Below are 19,492 nucleotides of genomic sequence, written 5' to 3'. Positions count from 1 at the left end.
ATATCATGTACTACGTGGCTCTCCGCGGAGCAGGATATGACACTTCTTGGGAAGAAGTCCTCGCGAAGTAAATGCTGTTTTCCTTGCTGAACGAAAAACCGACTTTCTTTGTGAAAGTCGGTTTTTTGTCGCCTTGACATTTTGTCCGGAACACACTATAATAAATTTATCCAATAAATTTATCCGGCAGCTTCAGCCTCGCCGGAAACTTTTTGAAAGGAATCTGATTTATGAAATCGATCTATACCTGCCCCTATTGCGGAGCAAAATCGTTTAACCCGTGGAAAAAGGCGTTTGCCGGCGGACTGCGTACCAAAGGAAAAGTCTGCATGGAATGTGGACAGCACTGCGTCAACGGCGTTGCATCGATGATCTTCAGTGCAGTGGTCTATATTGCTGCCCTCGTGGTTGTCCTGCTGGTCTACTTCAAGGGCAATTCCAACTGGGACTACGTCTACATGGTGGGGGCTGTTGCGGCAGCGTTCGTGCTGTGCCGGCTCTTTGATGCATTTTTCGGTCCGCTGGTGAAGCCGATCCGGAACGACGTGTTAAGCTGATGGGTGCCGGACTTTATCTGCACGTGCCGTTCTGCCGCCGGAAGTGTCCCTACTGCAACTTTTATTCCGTGCCGGCACAGCCGGAACTGCTGACCGCCTACACTGCGGCAGTCTGCCGGAACTTGCGGCATTACGGAAACGCTGCCCAGCCGGAACGCGTGGACACGGTCTATTTCGGCGGCGGAACGCCCTCGCTGTTGCTGCCTGCACAGATCACACAAATTCTGGAAACGGCGGCGGAACAGTTTGCCCTGTCCGCAGATGCGGAGATCACACTGGAGGCAAATCCTGCCACTGTGACACCGGAGCAGCTGCGGGAACTTCGCCACGCAGGCATCAACCGGCTTTCTCTGGGGGTGCAGTCCCTGTCCGATGCCCAGCTGAAACGGCTGGGACGGTTGCACACGGCACAGGAGGCTGTGGAAACGGTATACGCTGCCGCAGAAGCGGGCTTCCGGAACCTGTCCTGTGACCTGATGCTGGCACTGCCGGAGCAGACGGCGGACGAACTGGAGCAGACCATTTCCCGGCTGGTGCAGCTGCCCATTACACACGTGTCTGCCTACTTATTAAAGGTAGAGCAGGGAACGCCTTTTGCCGTGCAGCACGTGGCGGAATGCTGTCCCGACGATGACACCGCGGCAGACCTCTACTTGCAGGCGGTGGAGCAGCTGGGGGCAGCTGGCTTTTTGCAATACGAGATCTCCAACTTTGCCAAAGCCGGTTTCGAGAGCCGGCACAACTGCAAGTACTGGCACTGCGAACCCTATCTGGGCATCGGACCGTCTGCACATTCCTGCTGGAACGGCAAGCGGTTTTTTGTGCCGTCTGCCGTGTCGGATTTTCTGGAGCAGCCGGTGCAGCCAGTCGAAACCGAAGACGAAACGCCCTGCACACCAGAGGAAAAGCTGCTGCTGGGCATGCGGTTGACAGAGGGTGTTCCGGCTTCGTGGCTGGCAGAAAAGCAAGCGGCGGCAGAACGTTATTGCAAGCTGGGCTTTCTGCAAAAAGTCGGCGAACGCATCGCATTCACGCCCAAGGGCTTCCTCGTATCCAACACCATTTTAGCAGAACTGATATAACCAAATCACCGCAGTCATAGATGCAATCTTACTGGGGAGAAACTTTCTGAGGAAAGTTTCTCCCCAGACCCCTTTTCAAAGACTTTTATTCCATTTTTTCTCATAGGGGCTATAGCCCCTATGAGAAAAAATAAAGTGAAGTTTTCGGAGGGGAGTTTGAGGGGAACCCTTCTTCAAAAGGGTTCCCCTCAATAGGCTGCATGTATGGTTGTTGTGATTCGGCTATTTCAGAAACAGGCTGCGAAAGGTTTGCAGCCATTGGGGCAGTACTTCGCAGACGGGAATCAGGGAGCCGTTCTGATAAATTGCCGCTTCTGTGAACCCGTTTTCGTTGTCGAAAAAATGGGCTTCGTCACAATAGGGCAGAATTTTGGAGAGGTCTGCGAATCGCTTCTCGTATCGGCGGCGTACATCTGCTTCGGCAATGTTGTGTCCTCCTTTGCGGACACGGTTGGCAATGCGGTATAGGCTTTCTTCGGCGGAACTGATGCCAATATAATACAGCCGAATCTGATAGTCCTTTTGTCGAGCTGCAAGAATGGTCTGTAGTGTGCGTCTGCCGGAAAGCGTGGTTTCCTGCGTGAAGTTCCAGCCGTTTTGAATTGCGGTTTCCATTTCCTGAATGGCGATCCTGCCGGCTTCCAGTTTGTTGCAGTGCTCTTTTGCCGCGATATGATCTGGATCAATGATTTTTCCCAAGTCCAGTCGCTGCTGCCGCAGGACACCGGAAAAACTGCTTTTTCCTACGCCGTTGACACCACCGATAATGGTATAAACTTTCATGTGTATTCCTCCGATGCTACTGGTATTTCTTTTGGACAACACTGCATAAAGCCGACAGGCAGTCTTTGTGCGGTGCTGTTTTTATTATACCATGAAAAAATTTCCTCTGCAAGTATAACGGAACAGATTCCGGTGCATACTCTCATCGAGGTGAGTGAGATGCAGAAATGGGAATGGGCATTGCTTTTGGGTATGGTAGGAACGGTCTGCTGTTCGGCACTGGCGGGAACGGCACAGAGTTACGGCTCGCTGGAACAGAATGTGCTGCGGCTGCACATTCTGGCGAACTCGGACAGCATCGACGATCAGGCGTTGAAACTCAAGGTGCGGGACAAGGTGCTTGCACAGACAGAAGCCCTGTTCCGGTCCCAGCCGGAAAATGCTGCCGATGCGGAACAGCTCGTAGCAGAGCATCTGGAAACGCTGGAGCAGACAGCACAGCAGCTGGTGTGGGATGAGGGATATTCCTATGCAGTCAAGGCACAGCTGGTGGAAATGCCCTTTGACGACCGCACTTATGGGGAATGGACCATGCCGGCAGGAGACTATGAGGCTCTGCGGATCACCATCGGCGAAGCCGCAGGACAGAACTGGTGGTGCGTAATGTATCCGTCCCTCTGCGTGCCCAATGCCTGCGAAGTCACGGCGGACGAAGAAACTGCACAGGAGGCATTCGGTAAGTCGGAACAGGACATGCTACAGCACCATGAACGCTATGCAGTCAAGCTGAAATGCGTGGAATGGCTGAAACAGTGGTTCTGAAATATAGATGTTCTGTAAATTTTCGGAGAGATGCTTGACAACAGGACGGGAGTATGATAAAATAACAAAAGTAAACAAAGAAGAGCATTCCCGTTCTCACCGTTTGGCGTAGAGTCGAAACGGTCAATACTCGTGTATAACGACCTTTTTCTGCGGAAAAGGGACGCTTTTTGACGAATGGAGAAGGAGTGTTCACCCAACAGTGGACGCTTTTTTTTGTTTGAAAATAACATGTTTGGAGGTGCTGGCTTATCAGCAAACAGGAACTGCAGATCAACGAGGAAATTCGGGACAGAGAAATTCTGGTCATCGACCAGAACGGTGAAAAACTCGGAACAATGTCTGCGAGAGATGCACAGAAAATCGCCTATGAAAAGGATCTGGATCTGGTGAAGATCGCACCGGGTGCAAAACCGCCGGTATGCCGGATCATGGATTACGGCAAGTACTGCTTTGAACAGCAGAAGCGGGAAAAAGAGGCACGGAAAAACCAGAAGGTCGTTTCGATTAAGGAGATCCGTATGTTTTCTGCCATCGACACCCACGACTTTGAAACCAAAGTCAATCAGGCAAAGAAATTCCTGCAGGGTGGCGACAAGTTGAAGGTTTCCGTCCGTTTCCGGAAGCGTGCAATTGCACACCCGCAGATCGGCGAAGAACTTCTGAAGCGTTTCCAGGAAGCGTGCAAGGAAGTCGGCGTTGTTGACAAGCCCGCGAAAATGGAAGGCCGCAGCATGGTCATGTTCATTTCACCGAAGGCATCGAAGTAAACAGGAGGAATTCACAATGGCAAAGATCAAGACCAAGACTCATTCCGGTGCAAAGAAGCGTTTTAAGATGACTGCTTCCGGAAAGGTAAAGTATCAGAAGACCAACAAAAGACACAGACTGACACAGAAGGATACCAAGAGAAAGAGAATCGCTCGTACCGTTGGTATCGCTGACTGCACAAACGCACCGGCACTGAAAAAGCTGATGCCATATCTCTAAGCCGCAGGAATATTCGGGCTTTGATTGGAATCTGAGAAATAACGGAGGTAAATAACTATGGCACGTATTAAAGGTGCAATGATGACTCGCAAGAGAAGAAATAAGACACTGAAGCTGGCAAAGGGCTACTGGGGCAGCAAGAGCAAGCACTTCAAGATGGCAAAACAGGCTGTCATGAAGTCCGGTAACTATGCTTACGTCGGCAGAAAGCAGAAGAAGAGAGAGTTCCGTCAGCTGTGGATCACTCGTATTTCCGCTGCATGCAAGATGAACGGCATCAACTACTCCCAGTTCATGAACGGCTGCAAGAAGGCTGGCATCACCCTGAACCGCAAGATGCTGTCTGAAATCGCAATTCATGACGCAGCAGGCTTCACTGCAATCGTAGAACAGGCTAAGGCTGCTCTGTAAGGATTTGAATGCGAAACACGCTCTGGAAATGATACGGGGCGTGTTTTGTTGTATTATAAGGGAAACACTGCGTTGCCATAGAGCCTGTTTCGCATCTGCACAGAAACGGATACGAAACAGGCTCTTGCAAAAGAGGGGGAAAGAGCACATGGAAACACTGTTGAAAATCTCGGCACACGACAATGCCGCCATAAAACAATATCGAAAACTGGCACGTTCCCGAAAAGAACGCACCAAGGCGGGGCTGTTTGTGCTGGAGGGCTTCCGGCTGGTGTCGGACGCGGTGAAAAATGGTGCGGCTCTGACCCAGCTGTTCTGGACGGAGGACGGATTGGCACGCTGGCAGGCAGAGGGCTTGCCGACAGCGTGGGACGGTGTGCGTTGTGCACAGCTCTCGGATAGCCTGGCAGCGGAACTCTCTCAGACGGAACATTCACAGGGTGTTTATGCCATTTGTCAGATGCCCCAGCCACCGGCACTTTCCGCATTGATCCACGCAGGCGGCAGCTACGCCGTGCTGCATCAGCTACAGGATCCCGGCAATGCCGGCATGATCCTGCGGACGGCGGACGCACTGGGGCTGGACGGCGTGATCTACAGTGCCAGCTGTGACATCTACAGTCCGAAAGTGGTGCGGGCAACGATGGGCTCGTTGTTCCGTGTGCCGCTCTGTTGCGTGCCGGATATTGCCCCTGTGCTGGAAGCTTGTCGGTGTGCAGGTGTGGAAACCTGTGCGGCTGTGGTTTCCGGTGCGGCGGAACTGGTGGGGCAATGCCGTTTTTCCGGCGGCACGGCGATCGTGATCGGCAACGAGGGCAACGGATTGCCGGAAACGGTAGCGGCTGCCTGTGATCGCCGTGTGACGATTCCCATGCACGGGACGATCGAATCCCTTAATGCTGCTATGGCAGCCGGCATCATTCTGTGGGAAGTGCAGAGAACGGCACAGGACCAGAACGGAGGGCAGTGAGATGGAAGAAATACGCTGTCTGCTGTGGCTGGTCATGATATTCGGTGCAGGAAATCCCCGAATCTGGAAGGCACTGCACCGCTATCATTCTCCGCAGAAAGCCGTGGAGATCTTGCGGAAACCGGAAACAGATGCCGATCTGCATCTGCCGGAGCACACTCTGCGGCGAATTCGTCAGACCGGTGAGGATAAAGTGGACGAAATGCTGGAACGCTGTGAAAAGCTGCGTCTGTCCATTCTCTGGTATGGAGATGCGGCATATCCCGAACAGCTTTTGTCCATTGTGAATCCACCGGTATTGTTGTTTTATCAGGGGGACAGCTCCCTGCTGCAAAATCACCTGCTGCTGACTATTGTGGGAACTCGCAATCCGGCGGAGTACAGTTTACGGGTGGAGAAAACCATTTGTCATGATCTGGTGCAGATGGGCTTTGTGCCGGTGACGGGCTATGCCGCCGGTATTGACATCACCGCCAATTTGTGTGCTCTGGAGGCGGACAAGCCCAGCATTGCCCTGATGGGCTGCGGGCTGGACGTGGCGTATCCGAAATCCCATGTAAACTTGAAATATGAAATCGCCAAGCACGGCTTGATCTTGTCGGAGTTTCTGCCGGGAACTTCTCCGGCACCGGCAAATTTTCCGCTGCGGAACCGCGTGCTGTCCGGTTTGAGCATGGGCACTTTCGTGATACAGGCACCGGTTCGAAGCGGTGCACTGATTACGGCGGAGAACGCCATGGAGCAGGGCAGAGATGTTTTCTGTATTCCACCGGCGGACATATTTGACAAACGGTATATGGGTGTGATAAAATATCTTCGGGACGGTGCAATTCCCGTGTTTGACAGTCGGGACATTGTCTATGAGTATTACACCAGCCACGCCCATATGATCGGGGCGGCGGCACTGTACGGAGAGGATCGGGACAAATCGGAAAGTTCTGTGATGACGCTGGGAGAGGCGGAAGCGAAGCCAAAGACACCGGCGAAGAAACCACAGGTTTCCGTTCCGGAACCGCCGGCAGAAGCCGAACCCGATCCGGTACTGGATCCCATGCCGGAGGAAGAACTGGAAGGGCTGGCAGGAGAGATCCTGTCCCTGCTGCAAAAGCAGGACGTGATGCACATGGATCAGATCGCAGCGGAACTGGAAGTTTCTATGGAGGAACTGACCACCACGCTGACCGAACTGGAACTGTACGGGAAATTGGAACGCCTGCCGGGAAAACAATTCCGGTGCATGCGTTGAGGCTGTCCTGTGTCTGTTCGCTACGGACAAATCTTGAGAAAAAACAGCTGTGAGAAACAGCCAGCAGAGAGAACGAGAGGAATATGTCGAATTTAGTGATCGTGGAATCGCCGGCAAAGGCGAAAACCATTCAGAAATATTTGGGAAAAGGCTATGATGTCATTGCCTCAATGGGGCATATCCGTGATCTGCCCAAGTCCAAGCTGGGTGTCGATGTGGAAAATGGTTTCCAGCCTCAGTACACGGACATGAAGGGCAAGGAAGATGTCATTAAAAAGTTGAAAGAACATGCGAAGAAGTGCGACCATGTCTATCTGGCGACGGACCCGGATAGAGAGGGAGAAGCCATTTCATGGCATATCGCACAGCTTCTGCATTTGGATATGAACGCCGACGATCGGGTGGAATTCAACGAGATCACCCGCAGCGGCATTCAGGCAGGTATGAGCAATCCCCACAAGATCGATCTGGATCTGGTCAATGCCCAGCAGGCACGCCGGATTCTGGACCGTCTGGTGGGTTATAAGCTCAGCCCGTTCCTGTGGAAAAAAGTCCGCCGCGGACTGTCCGCCGGTCGTGTGCAGTCGGTTGCCGTGCGTCTGGTAGTCGATCGGGAAAATGAGATTCGGGCATTTGTTCCGCAGGAATACTGGTCGATCGATGCGAAATTTACCGCCCCGCCGTCCCGCAAGGTGTTTGCCGCCAAGCTGGTAAAGGTGGACGGTAAGCGGGTGGACAAAACGGAGATTCCGGACAAAGCCACCGCAGATGCTTTGCTGGAACGGCTGCAAAATGCCAGCTATTCTGTGCAGAACGTGAAAAAGCGTGTCACCAAGCGGCACCCCGCACCGCCGTTTATCACGTCTACCCTCCAGCAGGACGCTTCCTACCGGCTGGGCTTTCAGTCCAAGCGTACCATGAAAGTGGCACAGGAACTGTACGAAGGCGTGGACATCGACGGACTGGGGGCAGTGGGTCTGATCACCTACATGCGTACTGATAGTCTGCGGATTTCCGCAGAGGCACAGCAGGCAGCCGCGGACTATGTGACCGGAAAATACGGTGCAGAGTACCTGCCGCCGGAACGCCGAAATTATAAGTCCAAGAAAAACGCACAGGACGCTCACGAAGCCATTCGTCCGTCTATGCCGGACATGACACCGGAACGGGTAAAATCCAGCCTGACTGCGGATCAGTATAAGCTGTACCGTCTGATCTGGGAACGCTTTATCGCCAGCCAGATGGCAGATGCTCTGCTGGATACGGTTTCCGTGGATATTGAAGCCGACAACTGTATGTTCAAGGCAACCGGCTCCACGGTGAAGTTCGACGGCTTCACGGTGCTGTATGACGATGCCAAGGGCGACAAGAGCGAGAACAAGAACCTGCCGGAACTGGAAAACGGCATGGAGATCAAGGTAAAATCGCTGGAGGGCAACCAGCATTTCACACAGGCTCCGCCCCGCTATACCGAAGCAACGCTCATCAAGGCACTGGAAGAAAACGGCATCGGCAGACCGAGTACATATGCTCCTACCATTACCACCATTACCACACATCTGTATGTGGAGCGAGAGGGCAAACAGCTGAAGCCGACCGTTCTGGGCGAAGTGACAACGGAACTGATGAAAGAACATTTCCCCAACATTCTGGACGTGAAGTTCACCGCCGATATGGAAAACAGTCTGGACGATGTGGAACGCGGCAAGAAAAGCTGGGTGGACACACTGGAAGATTTCTACGGCGACTTCTCCAAGACGCTGGAAACTGCCGAGGAGAAAATGGAGGGCAAACGTGTCAAGGTGCCGGACGAGGAAACAGACATTGTCTGCGATCAGTGCGGCAGAAACATGGTCATCAAGATCGGACGCTACGGCAGATTTCTGGCATGCCCTGGTTTTCCGGAGTGCAAGAACACCAAGAAGATCGTACAGGAAACTGCCGGCTCCTGCCCGCTGTGCGGCAATAAGATCATTCTGAAAAAGTCCAAGCGTGGCAGAAGCTTTTACGGCTGCAACGCCTATCCGGACTGCAACTTCATGACATGGAATGTGCCTACCGAGGAAAAGTGTCCCCAGTGCGGCTGTACGCTGTTCCAGAAGGGCGGCAAGTCCGGCACACTGGTTTGCGAAAAGCCGGGATGCGGCTATTCCCGTCCTGTGGGAGGAGGTGCTTAAATGGCAGAAGTGACTGTGATCGGCGGCGGACTGGCAGGCTGTGAAGCGGCGTGGCAGCTGGCAGAAGCCGGCTTTTCCGTGCGGCTTCTGGAGATGAAACCGGTGCAGTATACACCGGCTCATCACTATGAGGGGCTTGCGGAACTGGTCTGCTCCAACTCGCTGAAAGCCGACCGCCTGAATTCTGCGGCAGGACTGCTCAAGGCGGAAATGACTCGTCTTGGCTCGCTGCTGATGCGGTGTGCCAGAAAGTCGGCAGTTGCTGCCGGCGGGGCACTGGCGGTAGACCGGAAACAGTTCTCCGACCTTGCCACCGAAGCGATTCGGAATCACCCCAACATCACGCTGGAAACGGCTGTGGTCACGGAAATTCCGGATACGCCCACAGTGGTTGCCACAGGACCTCTCACCGAGGGGGCACTGGCGGCGGATATTGAAAAACGCTGCGGCACACGGCTGAGTTTCTTTGATGCCGCTGCACCGATCGTCAGCTTTGAGAGTCTGGACAAGGAGAAAGTGTTCTTTGCGGCTCGCTATGGCAGAGGCGATGCAGACTATATCAACTGTCCCATGAACAAGGCAGAGTATGAGGAATTTTATCAGGCACTGATCGGGGCAGAACGTGCACCGCTGCACGACTGCGACAAGGATGCCTTTCGGGTGTATGAGGGCTGTATGCCCATTGAGGTGCTGGCTTCCCGCGGCATGGACACCATGCGGTTCGGACCGCTGAAGCCGGTGGGGCTGACAGACCCCCGCACCGGTCACCGCCCGTGGGCAGTGGTGCAGCTGCGGCGGGAAAATCAGGAGGGCACCATGTATAATCTGGTGGGATTTCAGACCAATCTGAAATTTCCGGAACAGAAGCGGGTGTTCTCCATGATCCCCGGACTGGAGCATGCGGAATTTCACCGCTATGGCGTGATGCACCGGAATTCATTTCTGGACAGTCCCCGCCTGCTAGATGCGGACTATCACTTCCGCGGGCAGGACGGGCTGTACTTCGCCGGACAGATGACCGGTGTGGAGGGCTACATGGAATCAGCGGCAAGCGGCATTCTTGCCGGAAAAAACCTGGCAAGACAGCTGCAGGGCAAGCCGCCGTTGATCCTCCCGCGGGAAACTATGATGGGAGCACTGGCGGCATACATCAGCAGTGCTCCCACGGAGAATTTCCAGCCGATGGGTGCCAATATGGGCATTCTGCCGGATCTGCCGGAGCGAATCCGTGGCAAACAGGAAAAGTATCAGGCATACGCGGATCGAGGCATGGCGGCACTGGAACAGTACCTGCAGACCACGGAACAATAAGGCGATACCGCAAAAAGCCTGTCTGACGGCTTTGCACGGTATTGTCATAACATAAGGGAGATCATAAATTTTGAATATTTTAATCGACGCATTCGGCGGGGACAACGCCCCGCTGGAAGTGATTCGCGGCGGTGCACGGGCGGTGCAGGAACTGGGCGTGACTGTGACGCTGGTGGGGGACGAGCAGAAAATTCGTGCCTGTGCCGAGAAAAACAGGCTGCCGCTGGACGGCATGGAAATTCTGCACGCTCCGGCAGTGTTTGACATTCACGAAGAACCCACGTCCCTGCTGAAACAGCATGCGGATACTTCCATGGCAGTGGGCATGCAGGCACTCCACGACGGCAAGGGTGATGCCTTTGTCTGTGCCGGCAGTACCGGTGCCCTGCTGGTGGGAGCCACATTTCTGGTGAAGCGGATCGCCGGCATCAAGCGTGCGGCAGTGGCTCCGGTGCTCCCCACGGAAACGACACCGTTTCTGCTGATCGACGGCGGTGCCAATAACGACTGCCGTCCGGAAATGCTGGTGCAGTTTGCGATCATGGGCAGTGCCTATATGCAGAATGTCATGCACGTGGACAAGCCCCGCGTGGCTCTGCTGAATGTGGGAGCCGAGGAAACCAAGGGACGGGAACTGGAACTGGAATCCTATGTCCAGCTGGCACAGGCTCCGGTGAATTTCATCGGCAATATCGAAGCACGGGAACTGCCTGCCGGTGCAGCAGATGTGGTAGTCACAGACGGCTTTACCGGCAATGTGGCACTGAAGCTGTACGAGGGCATGGGCAAGTTTATGGCACACCAGATGAAAGGCAACCTGTTCGCAGGCGTTGCCGGAAAGCTGGCGGCACTGCTGATCCTGCCGAAGATCAAGGCACTCACCAAAAAAATGGACTACAAAGCCGTAGGCGGTGCAGTGATGCTGGGCGTACAGAAGCCGGTCATCAAGGCACACGGTAGTTCCGACGGCACAGCATTTTTCAATGCGATCCGGCAGGCGAAGGACTGCGTTGCCGGAAATGTGGTACAGACCATTGCAGAAAATACCGGAAAGCCGGTAAAGAAATAGAGGGAAAGCAATCATGGAACATACAGAGTATGTAGATTTAGGAAGGTTTGAAACGTATATCCATTACCACTTTAAGGACAAGCACCTGCTGCTGGAAGCACTGTCCCACTCGTCCTATGCCAACGAAAAGCATAAGACCCGCAACAGCAACGAGCGTCTGGAATTTCTGGGGGACAGTGTGCTGTCGATTGTGGTTTCGGAATTCCTGTTTCACAAGTATCCCGACCTGCCGGAGGGCGAGCTGACCAAACTCCGTGCCTCAATGGTATGTGAAAAGGCACTGCATGTGTTCGCCAGAGAGATTCATCTGGGCGAATTCCTCCTGCTGGGCAAGGGTGAGGAGCACACCGGCGGACGTTCCCGTTCGTCGATTCTGGCAGACGCGTTTGAAGCTGTCATTGCGGCGATCTTTCTGGACGGCGGCATGGACGCGGCAAAGCGGCATATCATGCGTTTTATTCCGAAGAATCCGGTTGCAGAAAGACAGCAGCCTGCCGGCTTCCACGACTATAAGACACGGCTACAGGAAGTCGTGCAGAAGAATCCGGAGGAAAAGGTGGAGTATCTGCTTGTCAGCGAATGCGGTCCCGATCATGACAAGGCGTTCGAAGTGATTGTCTGCCTGAATTCCAATGTCATCGGCAAAGGCGTGGGACACAGCAAAAAGGCTGCGGAACAGCTGGCTGCCAAGGAAGCACTGTCCCTGATGGGCTATGGCACAGCATAAGACACTGGCGTTCTTCATTCCCCATCGGGGCTGTCCGCACCAGTGCAGCTTCTGCGACCAGCGAACGATCAGCGGCACAGTGCAGGCTCCCACGCCGGAAGAGGTGACACAGACCTGTCAGGCAATGCTGGAACGCAGCGGGTCGCTGGAATCGGCGGAGATCGCCTTTTTCGGCGGCAGCTTCACAGCGGTGGAACCGGCGTATCAGATCGCCCTGCTGGAGGCGGCACAGCCGTTTCTGGGAGAAGGTATGTTTTCCGGTATCCGCATTTCCACCCGACCGGACGCGGTAGACAGTGCAGTTCTGGAACGGCTGGAACGCTATCATGTCACTGCGGTGGAACTGGGAGCACAGAGCATGTGTGACCGTGTGCTGTATCAGAATGAACGGGGACACGATGCACAGGCAGTCCGGCAGGCAAGTGCCATGCTGCGGGAACGGGGTTTTTCGCTTGGTTTGCAGCAAATGGTGGGCTTATACAGCAGCACATTGCAGGACGAATATGACACGCTGGAACAGCTTCTGGCGTGTCAGCCGGAAACCCTGCGAATCTATCCCACGGCAGTGCTGGAGGGCACCAAGCTGGCAGAGTATTATTTCCGCGGCGGCTATCCGCAGTTGTCACAGGAAGAAGTGCTGGACTATTGTGCAGATGCCCTGTGCCGCTGTCACCATGCCGGCGTGCGGGTGATCCGGCTGGGGCTGCATGATACGCCGTCCCTGCGGGAACATCTGCTGGCGGGGTATTTCCACCCTGCCTATGGAGAACTGGCGGAATCCCGTCTGTATCTGCGGCAGCTGAAAGCGGCGGCAGCAGACTGTGGAAAAACGGAACTCTTTGTGGAAACGGCTCCCCGTACCATGAGCAAGGTGCTGGGGCAGCACGGTTGCAACCGGAAGGCACTGGCGGAGCAGGGCGTTTCGCTTCGTGTACGGGAAAATGCTGCCGTTGCTGCGGGAACGCTTCTGGCAGGGCAGCAGGTCTATGAGATCTTTTCGGAAAGGAATCAACGATGAGGACAAAACATACCAGACGTTGTCTGGCGGCAGTGCTGGCAGCGGTTTTGCTGCTGGGTGCCGCAGCTGGTGCATTTTTTTGGAACCGGCACCGCGGGGCAGCTCCTGCTGTGGTGGAAACCGCACAGGAAAACGCGGCGGAACAGGTGGTCTTTTTCCGGCAGAAAGATGACCGATGGAAAACGGACACGCTGGGCGATTCTGTCTATCACATGGCGGATTCCGGCTGTCTGACCTGCTGCGTAGCAGCGGCGTTGCAGATGCAGCAGATCTCTGTGGACGGTCTGCCGGAAAATGCCGATGCCGGAGAGGTGAATCAGTTCTTTTCGGAACATGGCGTGTACGACAGTGCAGGTAATCTTCTGTGGGAGATGCTGGAACAGACTGCCGGTGTTTCTGTCCGGAAACAGGACGCGGCGGAATTGCAGGACGGCGAACTGGATCAGGAACTGGCAGCGGGACGATACCCCATTGTACGGGTGAAGATGCCCAAGTCCGGCAGCTATCACTATGTGCTGCTGGTGGGCAGTGCTGACGGAACATATCTCTGTATGGATCCGCTGCAAGCCAAAGAACAGACAGTGCCGCTGTCGGACTTCGGCGGGAAAATCTATGCAGTGCGTGTGCTGCAATCGTAAAGAATGCGGGATACGCCGCCGGAAAAAGAGGTGAAATGCAAACATGTATCTACGCTCCCTGGAACTGCAGGGATTCAAGTCGTTCCCTGACAAGATCAAGCTGCACTTTGACAAAGGTCTGACCGCCGTGGTGGGACCGAACGGCAGCGGCAAGAGCAATATCGGGGACGCTGTGCGTTGGGTGCTGGGGGAACAGTCCACCAAGACGCTCCGCGGCAACAAGATGGAGGACGTTATTTTTTCCGGCACAAAAACCAGAAAGGCCATGGGCTTTGCGGCAGTTACGCTGGAGATCAGCAACGAAGCCGGCGAGTTGGGAGAAGCCTATGGTGCTGTAGTCAGTGTTACCCGAAAGCTGTATCGCAGCGGTGACAGTGAGTACCGCATCAACGGCAAGAACGTCCGGCTGAAGGACGTGACGGAACTGTTCATGGATACCGGCATGGGCCGTGACGGCTATGCCATTATCGGACAGGGACGCATTGCAGAAATCGTCAGTGCCAAGAGTGCAGACCGGCGGGACATTTTCGAGGAGGCTGCGGGGGTTTCCAAGTTTCGCTATAAGAAACAGGAGGCACAGCGGAAGCTGGACGCGGCACAGGAAAATCTGGTGCGTTTGCAGGATATTGTTTCTGAACTGGAATCCCGCGTGGAACCGCTGCGAAAGCAGGCGGAAAAGGCGAAACAGTACGTGGAACTGGCAGGCAAACAGAAACAGCTGGAGGTTTCCCTCTGGGTGCGGCGGCTGGGTGCTCTGCGGGAAAAGCTGACGGGGTTGTCTGACGGCTTGTTACAGGCACAGGCGGAATACCAGAATGCCGAACGGGAGATCCAGCGGACAGATGCACAGGTGCAGGACGGCTATCGGCGTATGCAGGAAAGCACGCTGAAAATGGAGGAAATTCGCCAGCAGATGCAGCAGGCAGAGGAAGAAACCACCCAGCTGAAATCTGTGGTGGCAGTCTGTGAAAACGACATTCTCCACAGCCGGCAGATGCAGGAGAGCCTGCGGCAGCAGAAACAGGAAACGGCTCAGCAGTCCCGCAGCATGGAAAACCGCATGGAGTCCCTGTCTGAACAGGTGGTGCAGCTGCGGCAGAAGCGGGAAGCGATCCAGGTAGAGGCGGAACAGACCGAACAGAACTGGAACGCCCTGAAACAGCAGGCTGCACGGCGGGGACAGGAATACGAACAGGCAAATCAGGTATTGCAAAATCTGCTGGTGCGGCAGAGTGAACTGCGTGTCTTGCAGCAGACCGCTGCCGGACAGCAGGAAGAACTGAAAGCCCAATTGGCAGAACAGGGCATGCGGCAGAGTGCACTCCGACAGGCATGTACGGAGCAGAATGCCGCGTATGATGCCGCCAGAGAACAGGCACAGCAGGCACAGGAACAGTTCCAACAGGTGCAGAACCAGCGGGACGGTTTTCAGAAACGCTACGCTCATGCAGTGCAGGCACTGGAAGCCGGTAAGAAGCAACAGGAACAGGCGGCATTCGCCCTGCGGGAAAAACGGCAGCGGCAAAGACTGCTACAGGATATGGAACGAAACATGGAGGGCTTTGGCGGCAGCGTCAAGGCAGTCCTGCGGGCAGACGGCGGAAAGCCCCGCGGCGTATTCGGCACGGTGGCACAGCTGATTACCACCGACCAGAAATACGGCGTGGCACTGGAAACCGCATTGGGCGGTGCCATGCAGAATCTGATCGTGGAAAACGAAAACGCTGCTAAGCAGTGGATCCGCTTTTTGCAGCAGAAACACGCCGGACGTGCCACATTCCTGCCGCTGACTTCCGTGCGGGGAAAGACGCTGCACGAAACCGGTCTGGAACAGCACGAGGGCTTTGTGGATCTGGCGTGCAATCTGGTGCGGTATGAGGAACGGTTTTCCGGCGTGGTACAGTTTCTGCTGGGGCGAATCGTCGTGGCGGAGGATCTGGACACGGCGACGGCTCTGGCGAAAGCTTATCAGTACCGGTTCCGTATCGTCACGCTGGACGGGCAGGTCATCAATGCCGGTGGTTCTTTCACCGGCGGTTCTGCCATGCGTGCCGGCGGCATGCTGACCAGACGGGCAGAGCTGACGGCTCTTTCCGGCGAGATACAGGAACTGGAACAGCAGGAACAGGCGGCTTCTGCTGCCCTGCAAAAGGCACAGCAGCAGTCTGCACAGTTACAGCAGCAAATGGAAGCGTTGCAGCAGCAGTGCCGGCAGGCGGAATCTGAACAGGTTGCCGCAGCTGCACAGCTGGAAAAGGAACAGTATCTCCGGAAACAGACCACCGAGCGTGCCGAAGAAGCTGCCGGACAACAGGCGGCGTTGCAGGAACGCTTGCAGGAAACTGTTGACCGGCACACTGCCGCCGCAGAAGAAGCGGAAGAAGTGGAAAAGGCGATTCAAAAGGGACAGGAAATGCTGTCACAGGAAGCCGACCAGCGGACGGCTCTGGAACAGGAGCAGTCCAGGCTGGCAGAACGCCGTTCACAGCTGAAGATCGGCATGATGGAACTGGAAAAGGACATGGACACGCTGACGAAGGAAATGCAGCAGCAGAGCGACCAGCAGGATTCCATGGCGGAAAAACTGGTGCAGATCGACAAGGATATTGCCGTGCAGGAAGATCTGATCCGTCAGAAGCAGACGGAGATCACCGAGAATCAAGCCAGGCTGGAACAGATGCAGAACAGCCGTACCGACGGGCAGGCAGAGATCCGGCACTGGCAGCAGGTGCATGATGCACAGGAGCAGCAGATTCGGGAACTGCAAAGTGGTTTGCAGGAAACCAACGCCGTGCGGGAGCGGTTTTCCGGCGAGATCAGCCGGCTGGAGGAACGGAAAATTTCCGTGCAGAACGATTATGACGGCGTGATCCGGCAGTTGCTGGAGCAGTACGAACTTTCCCTCTCCGAAGCACAGGCACAGGCACAGCCGCTGGAAGATTTACAGACGGCACAGCGGGAACTGCAAAGCCTGAAAGCACAGATTCGGGGGCTGGGCACGGTAAACGTGGCGGCGATCGAGGAATATGCAGAGGTTTCCAAGCGGTATCAGTTCCTGTCGGAGCAGATGCAGGACGCGGAAACTGCCAAGCGGGAACTGGAAGACCTCATCACCTCTCTGACAGAGGAGATGCAGCGAATCTTTTCGGAAAGCTTTTCTGTCATTGACCGGAACTTTCAGGAAATTTTCAAAGACCTGTTCGGCGGCGGAGAAGCACGGCTGGAACTGACTGATCCGGAACATGTACTGGAATCAGGCATTGAGATCAAGGTCGCACCGCCGGGAAAAGTCATCAAGAATCTGATCTCGCTTTCTGGCGGGGAGCAGTCCTTTGTGGCGATCGCCATTTACTTCGCCATTCTGCGGCTGCGGCCGTCGCCGTTCTGCATTCTGGACGAGATCGACGCGGCACTGGACGAGGGAAACGTCCGCCGCTATGCACAGTATCTGCAAAACTTTACAGATACCACCCAGTTCATTCTGGTGACGCACCGCCGGAGTGCCATGGAAGAAGCCAGCGTACTCTACGGTGTCACCATGCAGGAGGACGGTATTTCCCGTCTGCTGCGAATGGAACAGGAAGAACTCGAGAAAACGGAATAAGGCAATACCGCACAAAGTCCGCTTTGTACGGCGATGTCTATGCTTTCAAGGAAAGGATCGGTGTAAGATGGGCTTATTCGGAAAGAAAAATAAAAACAAGGAAAAAGGCGTACCGTTCTGGCGGCGGAACAAGCAGCAGGCAGAGAAAGAAACGGTACTGGAACCGGAGGAACAGATTGCGGAAACGGCTGATGCAGAAGCAGAAGAAGACATTGCCGCGGCTGCCCTCAATGACTTGGCGGCACAGGAGCAGGACGAGATCGAAAAGGCTCGCCTTGCCGCACAGGAAGTTGTGGAGGAATCCGAACAGCATCAGGCTGCAATTGCGTTGGCACGGCAGGCGGCTCTGGAAGCTGCCGGCATTTTGAAAAACGAAGAAAAGGCAGAACCGGAGGAAGAAACCGAACCGGAGGAAGAAACCGAACCGGAGGAAGAAACTGAACCGGAGGAAGAAACTGAACCCGAAGCAGAAGAACCGGAAGAAGTAGAGCCTGTTGAAGAACCCGAACAGGAAGCAGAAACAGAATCAGAAACGGAACCGGCAGAAACAGTTGAACCGGAATCAGAAGAAGCAGCGGAACCAGAAGCAGAACTGACAGAAAAATCCGATCCGGAAGAAGCAGAACCCGAAAAGAAAAAGGGCTTTTTTGCGAAGATTCGGGACGGTCTGCGAAAGACCAAGGACGCAATGGTTTCCCGTATGCAGCAGGTGCTGGGCGGCTTTACCAAGATCGACGACGATCTGTTTGATGAGTTGGAAGAAACCATGATTACCAGCGATCTGGGACCGGAAACTTCTGTACAGATCTGTGAAACCCTGCGGAAACGCGTCAAGGAACGGGGTGTCAAGGATCCGCAGGAGATCATGGGCATGATTCAGGAGATCATCGGTGAGATGCTGGGTGAGGACCAGACACTGGAATATCCCACCCAGCCTACCATTGTCATGGTAATTGGTGTCAACGGTGCCGGAAAGACGACCACGATCGGCAAGCTTTGCCACCAGCTGAAAGGCGAGGGCAAAAAGGTGCTGGTGGCTGCGGCGGATACATTCCGTGCTGCGGCAATTGATCAGCTGGAAGTCTGGACACAGCGTGCCGGCGTGGACATCGTCAAGCATGCAGAGGGCTCTGACCCTGCATCGGTGGTGTATGATGCCATTGATGCCGCCAAGGCACGGGGCTGTGACGTGCTGATCTGCGACACCGCCGGACGGCTGCACAACAAGAAGAATCTGATGCAGGAGCTGGCGAAGATCAACCGCATCATCGAAACCAAGGCAGAGGGCTGCCATCGGGAAATCCTGCTGGTACTGGACGCTACCACCGGACAGAACGCAGTCAATCAGGCACGGCTGTTTCAGGAAGTGGCAGACATTTCCGGCATTGTGCTGACCAAGTTGGACGGTACTGCCAAGGGCGGTATCATCGTATCCATTCGCAACGAACTGGGCATTCCGGTGAAGCTGATCGGCGTGGGCGAAAAGATCGACGATCTCCAGCCGTTCCACGCACAGGATTTTGTCCGTGCCCTGTTTGAACCTACGGAGGAATCACTATGAAGAAGATTGTCATTGCATCGAATAACGCCGGAAAGCTGCGGGAGATCCGTGCGATCCTTGCCCCCTTCGGGCTGGACGCAGTTTCCCAGAAAGAAGCCGGCTTTGATGCGGAAGTAGAAGAAACCGGCACTACCTTTGCAGAGAATGCAGCACTGAAAGCCCATGCGGTTCACGAAGCCCTGCACTGTGCCGTCATTGCAGATGACAGCGGACTGCTGGTAGACGCACTGGACGGAGCACCAGGGGTATACTCGCACCGGTTTGCCGGCGAAAATGCCACTGATGCCCAGCGTTGCGAAAAGCTGCTGGAACTGCTGAAAGACACTCCCGCAGAAAAACGCACTGCACGGTTCCAGTGCGTGCTGTGCTATGTGAATGCGGCAGGGGAGGAGCAGTTCTTCTCCGGCGTTTGCGAGGGTGTGATCGGAACTTCTCCCAGAGGGGAAAACGGCTTCGGCTATGATCCGGTTTTCTGCGTAGGCGAACAGACCATGGCAGAAATGACTGATGCAGAGAAGAACCAGATCAGCCACCGCGGCAAGGCGTTGGAACAGCTGGAAGATTTTTTCAAAACTTTATAAATTCA

Annotated in this window: 18 protein-coding genes; 17 read left to right on the top strand and 1 reads right to left on the bottom strand. The window is 54.9% G+C overall.

Going from position 1 to position 19,492, the window contains the following annotated elements; genetic code table 11:
* The first annotated feature begins 230 nt into the window (after positions 1-230).
* Both RUMCAL_RS01110 and hemW read left to right on the top strand, forming a co-directional pair.
* Positions 231-557, top strand: coding sequence for a hypothetical protein (locus RUMCAL_RS01110; protein ID WP_021680549.1), 327 nt, complete (start codon positions 231-233; stop codon positions 555-557).
* A complete protein-coding gene (hemW, locus tag RUMCAL_RS01105) occupies positions 557-1,639 on the top strand; it encodes a radical SAM family heme chaperone HemW (protein WP_021680548.1) in 1,083 nt (360 codons plus the stop codon). Before RUMCAL_RS01110 ends, hemW begins: the two co-directional genes overlap by 1 nt.
* A gap of 222 nt (positions 1,640-1,861) precedes the next feature.
* On the opposite strand, the gene RUMCAL_RS01100 is transcribed toward hemW, so the two are convergent.
* Positions 1,862-2,422 (bottom strand): ATPase, encoded by a 561-nt coding sequence (locus RUMCAL_RS01100; protein ID WP_021680547.1) that lies wholly within the window; start codon positions 2,420-2,422, stop codon positions 1,862-1,864.
* A gap of 159 nt (positions 2,423-2,581) precedes the next feature.
* Between RUMCAL_RS01100 and RUMCAL_RS01095 the strand changes: the two genes are divergently transcribed.
* The 15 genes from RUMCAL_RS01095 to RUMCAL_RS01025 all read left to right on the top strand — a co-directional run bounded on the left by RUMCAL_RS01095 (position 2,582) and on the right by RUMCAL_RS01025 (position 19,487).
* Complete coding sequence (locus tag RUMCAL_RS01095) at positions 2,582-3,184, top strand: stage II sporulation protein R (protein WP_040646445.1); 603 nt, start codon at positions 2,582-2,584, stop codon at positions 3,182-3,184.
* A 251-nt stretch (positions 3,185-3,435) separates the two neighbouring features.
* A complete protein-coding gene (gene infC, locus RUMCAL_RS01090; RefSeq protein WP_040646425.1) occupies positions 3,436-3,954 on the top strand; it encodes a translation initiation factor IF-3 in 519 nt (172 codons plus the stop codon).
* Positions 3,955-3,970: 16 nt separating this feature from the next.
* Positions 3,971-4,174: a 50S ribosomal protein L35 gene (gene rpmI, locus RUMCAL_RS01085; RefSeq protein ID WP_021680544.1), complete on the top strand. Its 204-nt coding sequence runs from the start codon at positions 3,971-3,973 to the stop codon at positions 4,172-4,174.
* A gap of 57 nt (positions 4,175-4,231) precedes the next feature.
* Positions 4,232-4,585, top strand: a complete 354-nt coding sequence (gene rplT, locus RUMCAL_RS01080) for a 50S ribosomal protein L20 (RefSeq protein ID WP_021680543.1) — start codon at positions 4,232-4,234, stop codon at positions 4,583-4,585.
* A gap of 148 nt (positions 4,586-4,733) precedes the next feature.
* Positions 4,734-5,555, top strand: coding sequence for a TrmH family RNA methyltransferase (locus RUMCAL_RS01075; protein ID WP_021680541.1), 822 nt, complete (start codon positions 4,734-4,736; stop codon positions 5,553-5,555).
* Between the two features lies 1 nt (position 5,556).
* A complete protein-coding gene (gene dprA, locus RUMCAL_RS01070; protein ID WP_021680540.1) occupies positions 5,557-6,801 on the top strand; it encodes a DNA-processing protein DprA in 1,245 nt (414 codons plus the stop codon).
* 83 nt (positions 6,802-6,884) lie between these two features.
* Positions 6,885-8,978, top strand: coding sequence for a type I DNA topoisomerase (topA, locus tag RUMCAL_RS01065; RefSeq protein ID WP_021680539.1), 2,094 nt, complete (start codon positions 6,885-6,887; stop codon positions 8,976-8,978).
* Positions 8,979-10,289, top strand: a complete 1,311-nt coding sequence (gene trmFO / locus RUMCAL_RS01060) for a methylenetetrahydrofolate--tRNA-(uracil(54)-C(5))-methyltransferase (FADH(2)-oxidizing) TrmFO (protein WP_021680538.1) — start codon at positions 8,979-8,981, stop codon at positions 10,287-10,289.
* Between the two features lie 70 nt (positions 10,290-10,359).
* Positions 10,360-11,358, top strand: coding sequence for a phosphate acyltransferase PlsX (plsX, locus tag RUMCAL_RS01055; RefSeq protein WP_021680537.1), 999 nt, complete (start codon positions 10,360-10,362; stop codon positions 11,356-11,358).
* Positions 11,359-11,371: 13 nt separating this feature from the next.
* Positions 11,372-12,085 (top strand): ribonuclease III, encoded by a 714-nt coding sequence (gene rnc, locus RUMCAL_RS01050; protein ID WP_021680536.1) that lies wholly within the window; start codon positions 11,372-11,374, stop codon positions 12,083-12,085.
* Positions 12,072-13,103 carry an elongator complex protein 3 gene (locus RUMCAL_RS01045; protein ID WP_021680535.1) on the top strand — a complete coding sequence of 344 codons (1,032 nt, stop codon included), beginning with the start codon at positions 12,072-12,074 and terminating at the stop codon, positions 13,101-13,103. The genes rnc and RUMCAL_RS01045 overlap by 14 nt, the downstream gene beginning before the upstream one ends.
* Complete coding sequence (locus RUMCAL_RS01040) at positions 13,100-13,741, top strand: cysteine peptidase family C39 domain-containing protein (protein WP_021680534.1); 642 nt, start codon at positions 13,100-13,102, stop codon at positions 13,739-13,741. The genes RUMCAL_RS01045 and RUMCAL_RS01040 overlap by 4 nt, the downstream gene beginning before the upstream one ends.
* 43 nt (positions 13,742-13,784) lie before the next feature.
* Complete coding sequence (gene smc, locus RUMCAL_RS01035) at positions 13,785-17,345, top strand: chromosome segregation protein SMC (protein ID WP_021680533.1); 3,561 nt, start codon at positions 13,785-13,787, stop codon at positions 17,343-17,345.
* A gap of 688 nt (positions 17,346-18,033) precedes the next feature.
* Positions 18,034-18,906 carry a signal recognition particle-docking protein FtsY gene (ftsY, locus tag RUMCAL_RS16355; RefSeq protein WP_051343585.1) on the top strand — a complete coding sequence of 291 codons (873 nt, stop codon included), beginning with the start codon at positions 18,034-18,036 and terminating at the stop codon, positions 18,904-18,906.
* Positions 18,903-19,487, top strand: coding sequence for an XTP/dITP diphosphatase (locus RUMCAL_RS01025; protein ID WP_021680531.1), 585 nt, complete (start codon positions 18,903-18,905; stop codon positions 19,485-19,487). Before ftsY ends, RUMCAL_RS01025 begins: the two co-directional genes overlap by 4 nt.
* Positions 19,488-19,492 lie beyond the last annotated feature (5 nt).

The organism is Ruminococcus callidus ATCC 27760 (genome assembly GCF_000468015.1).
Taxonomy (GTDB): Bacteria; Bacillota; Clostridia; order Oscillospirales; family Ruminococcaceae; genus Ruminococcus_C; species Ruminococcus_C callidus.
This window is presented reverse-complemented; position numbering and strand designations above follow the sequence as displayed.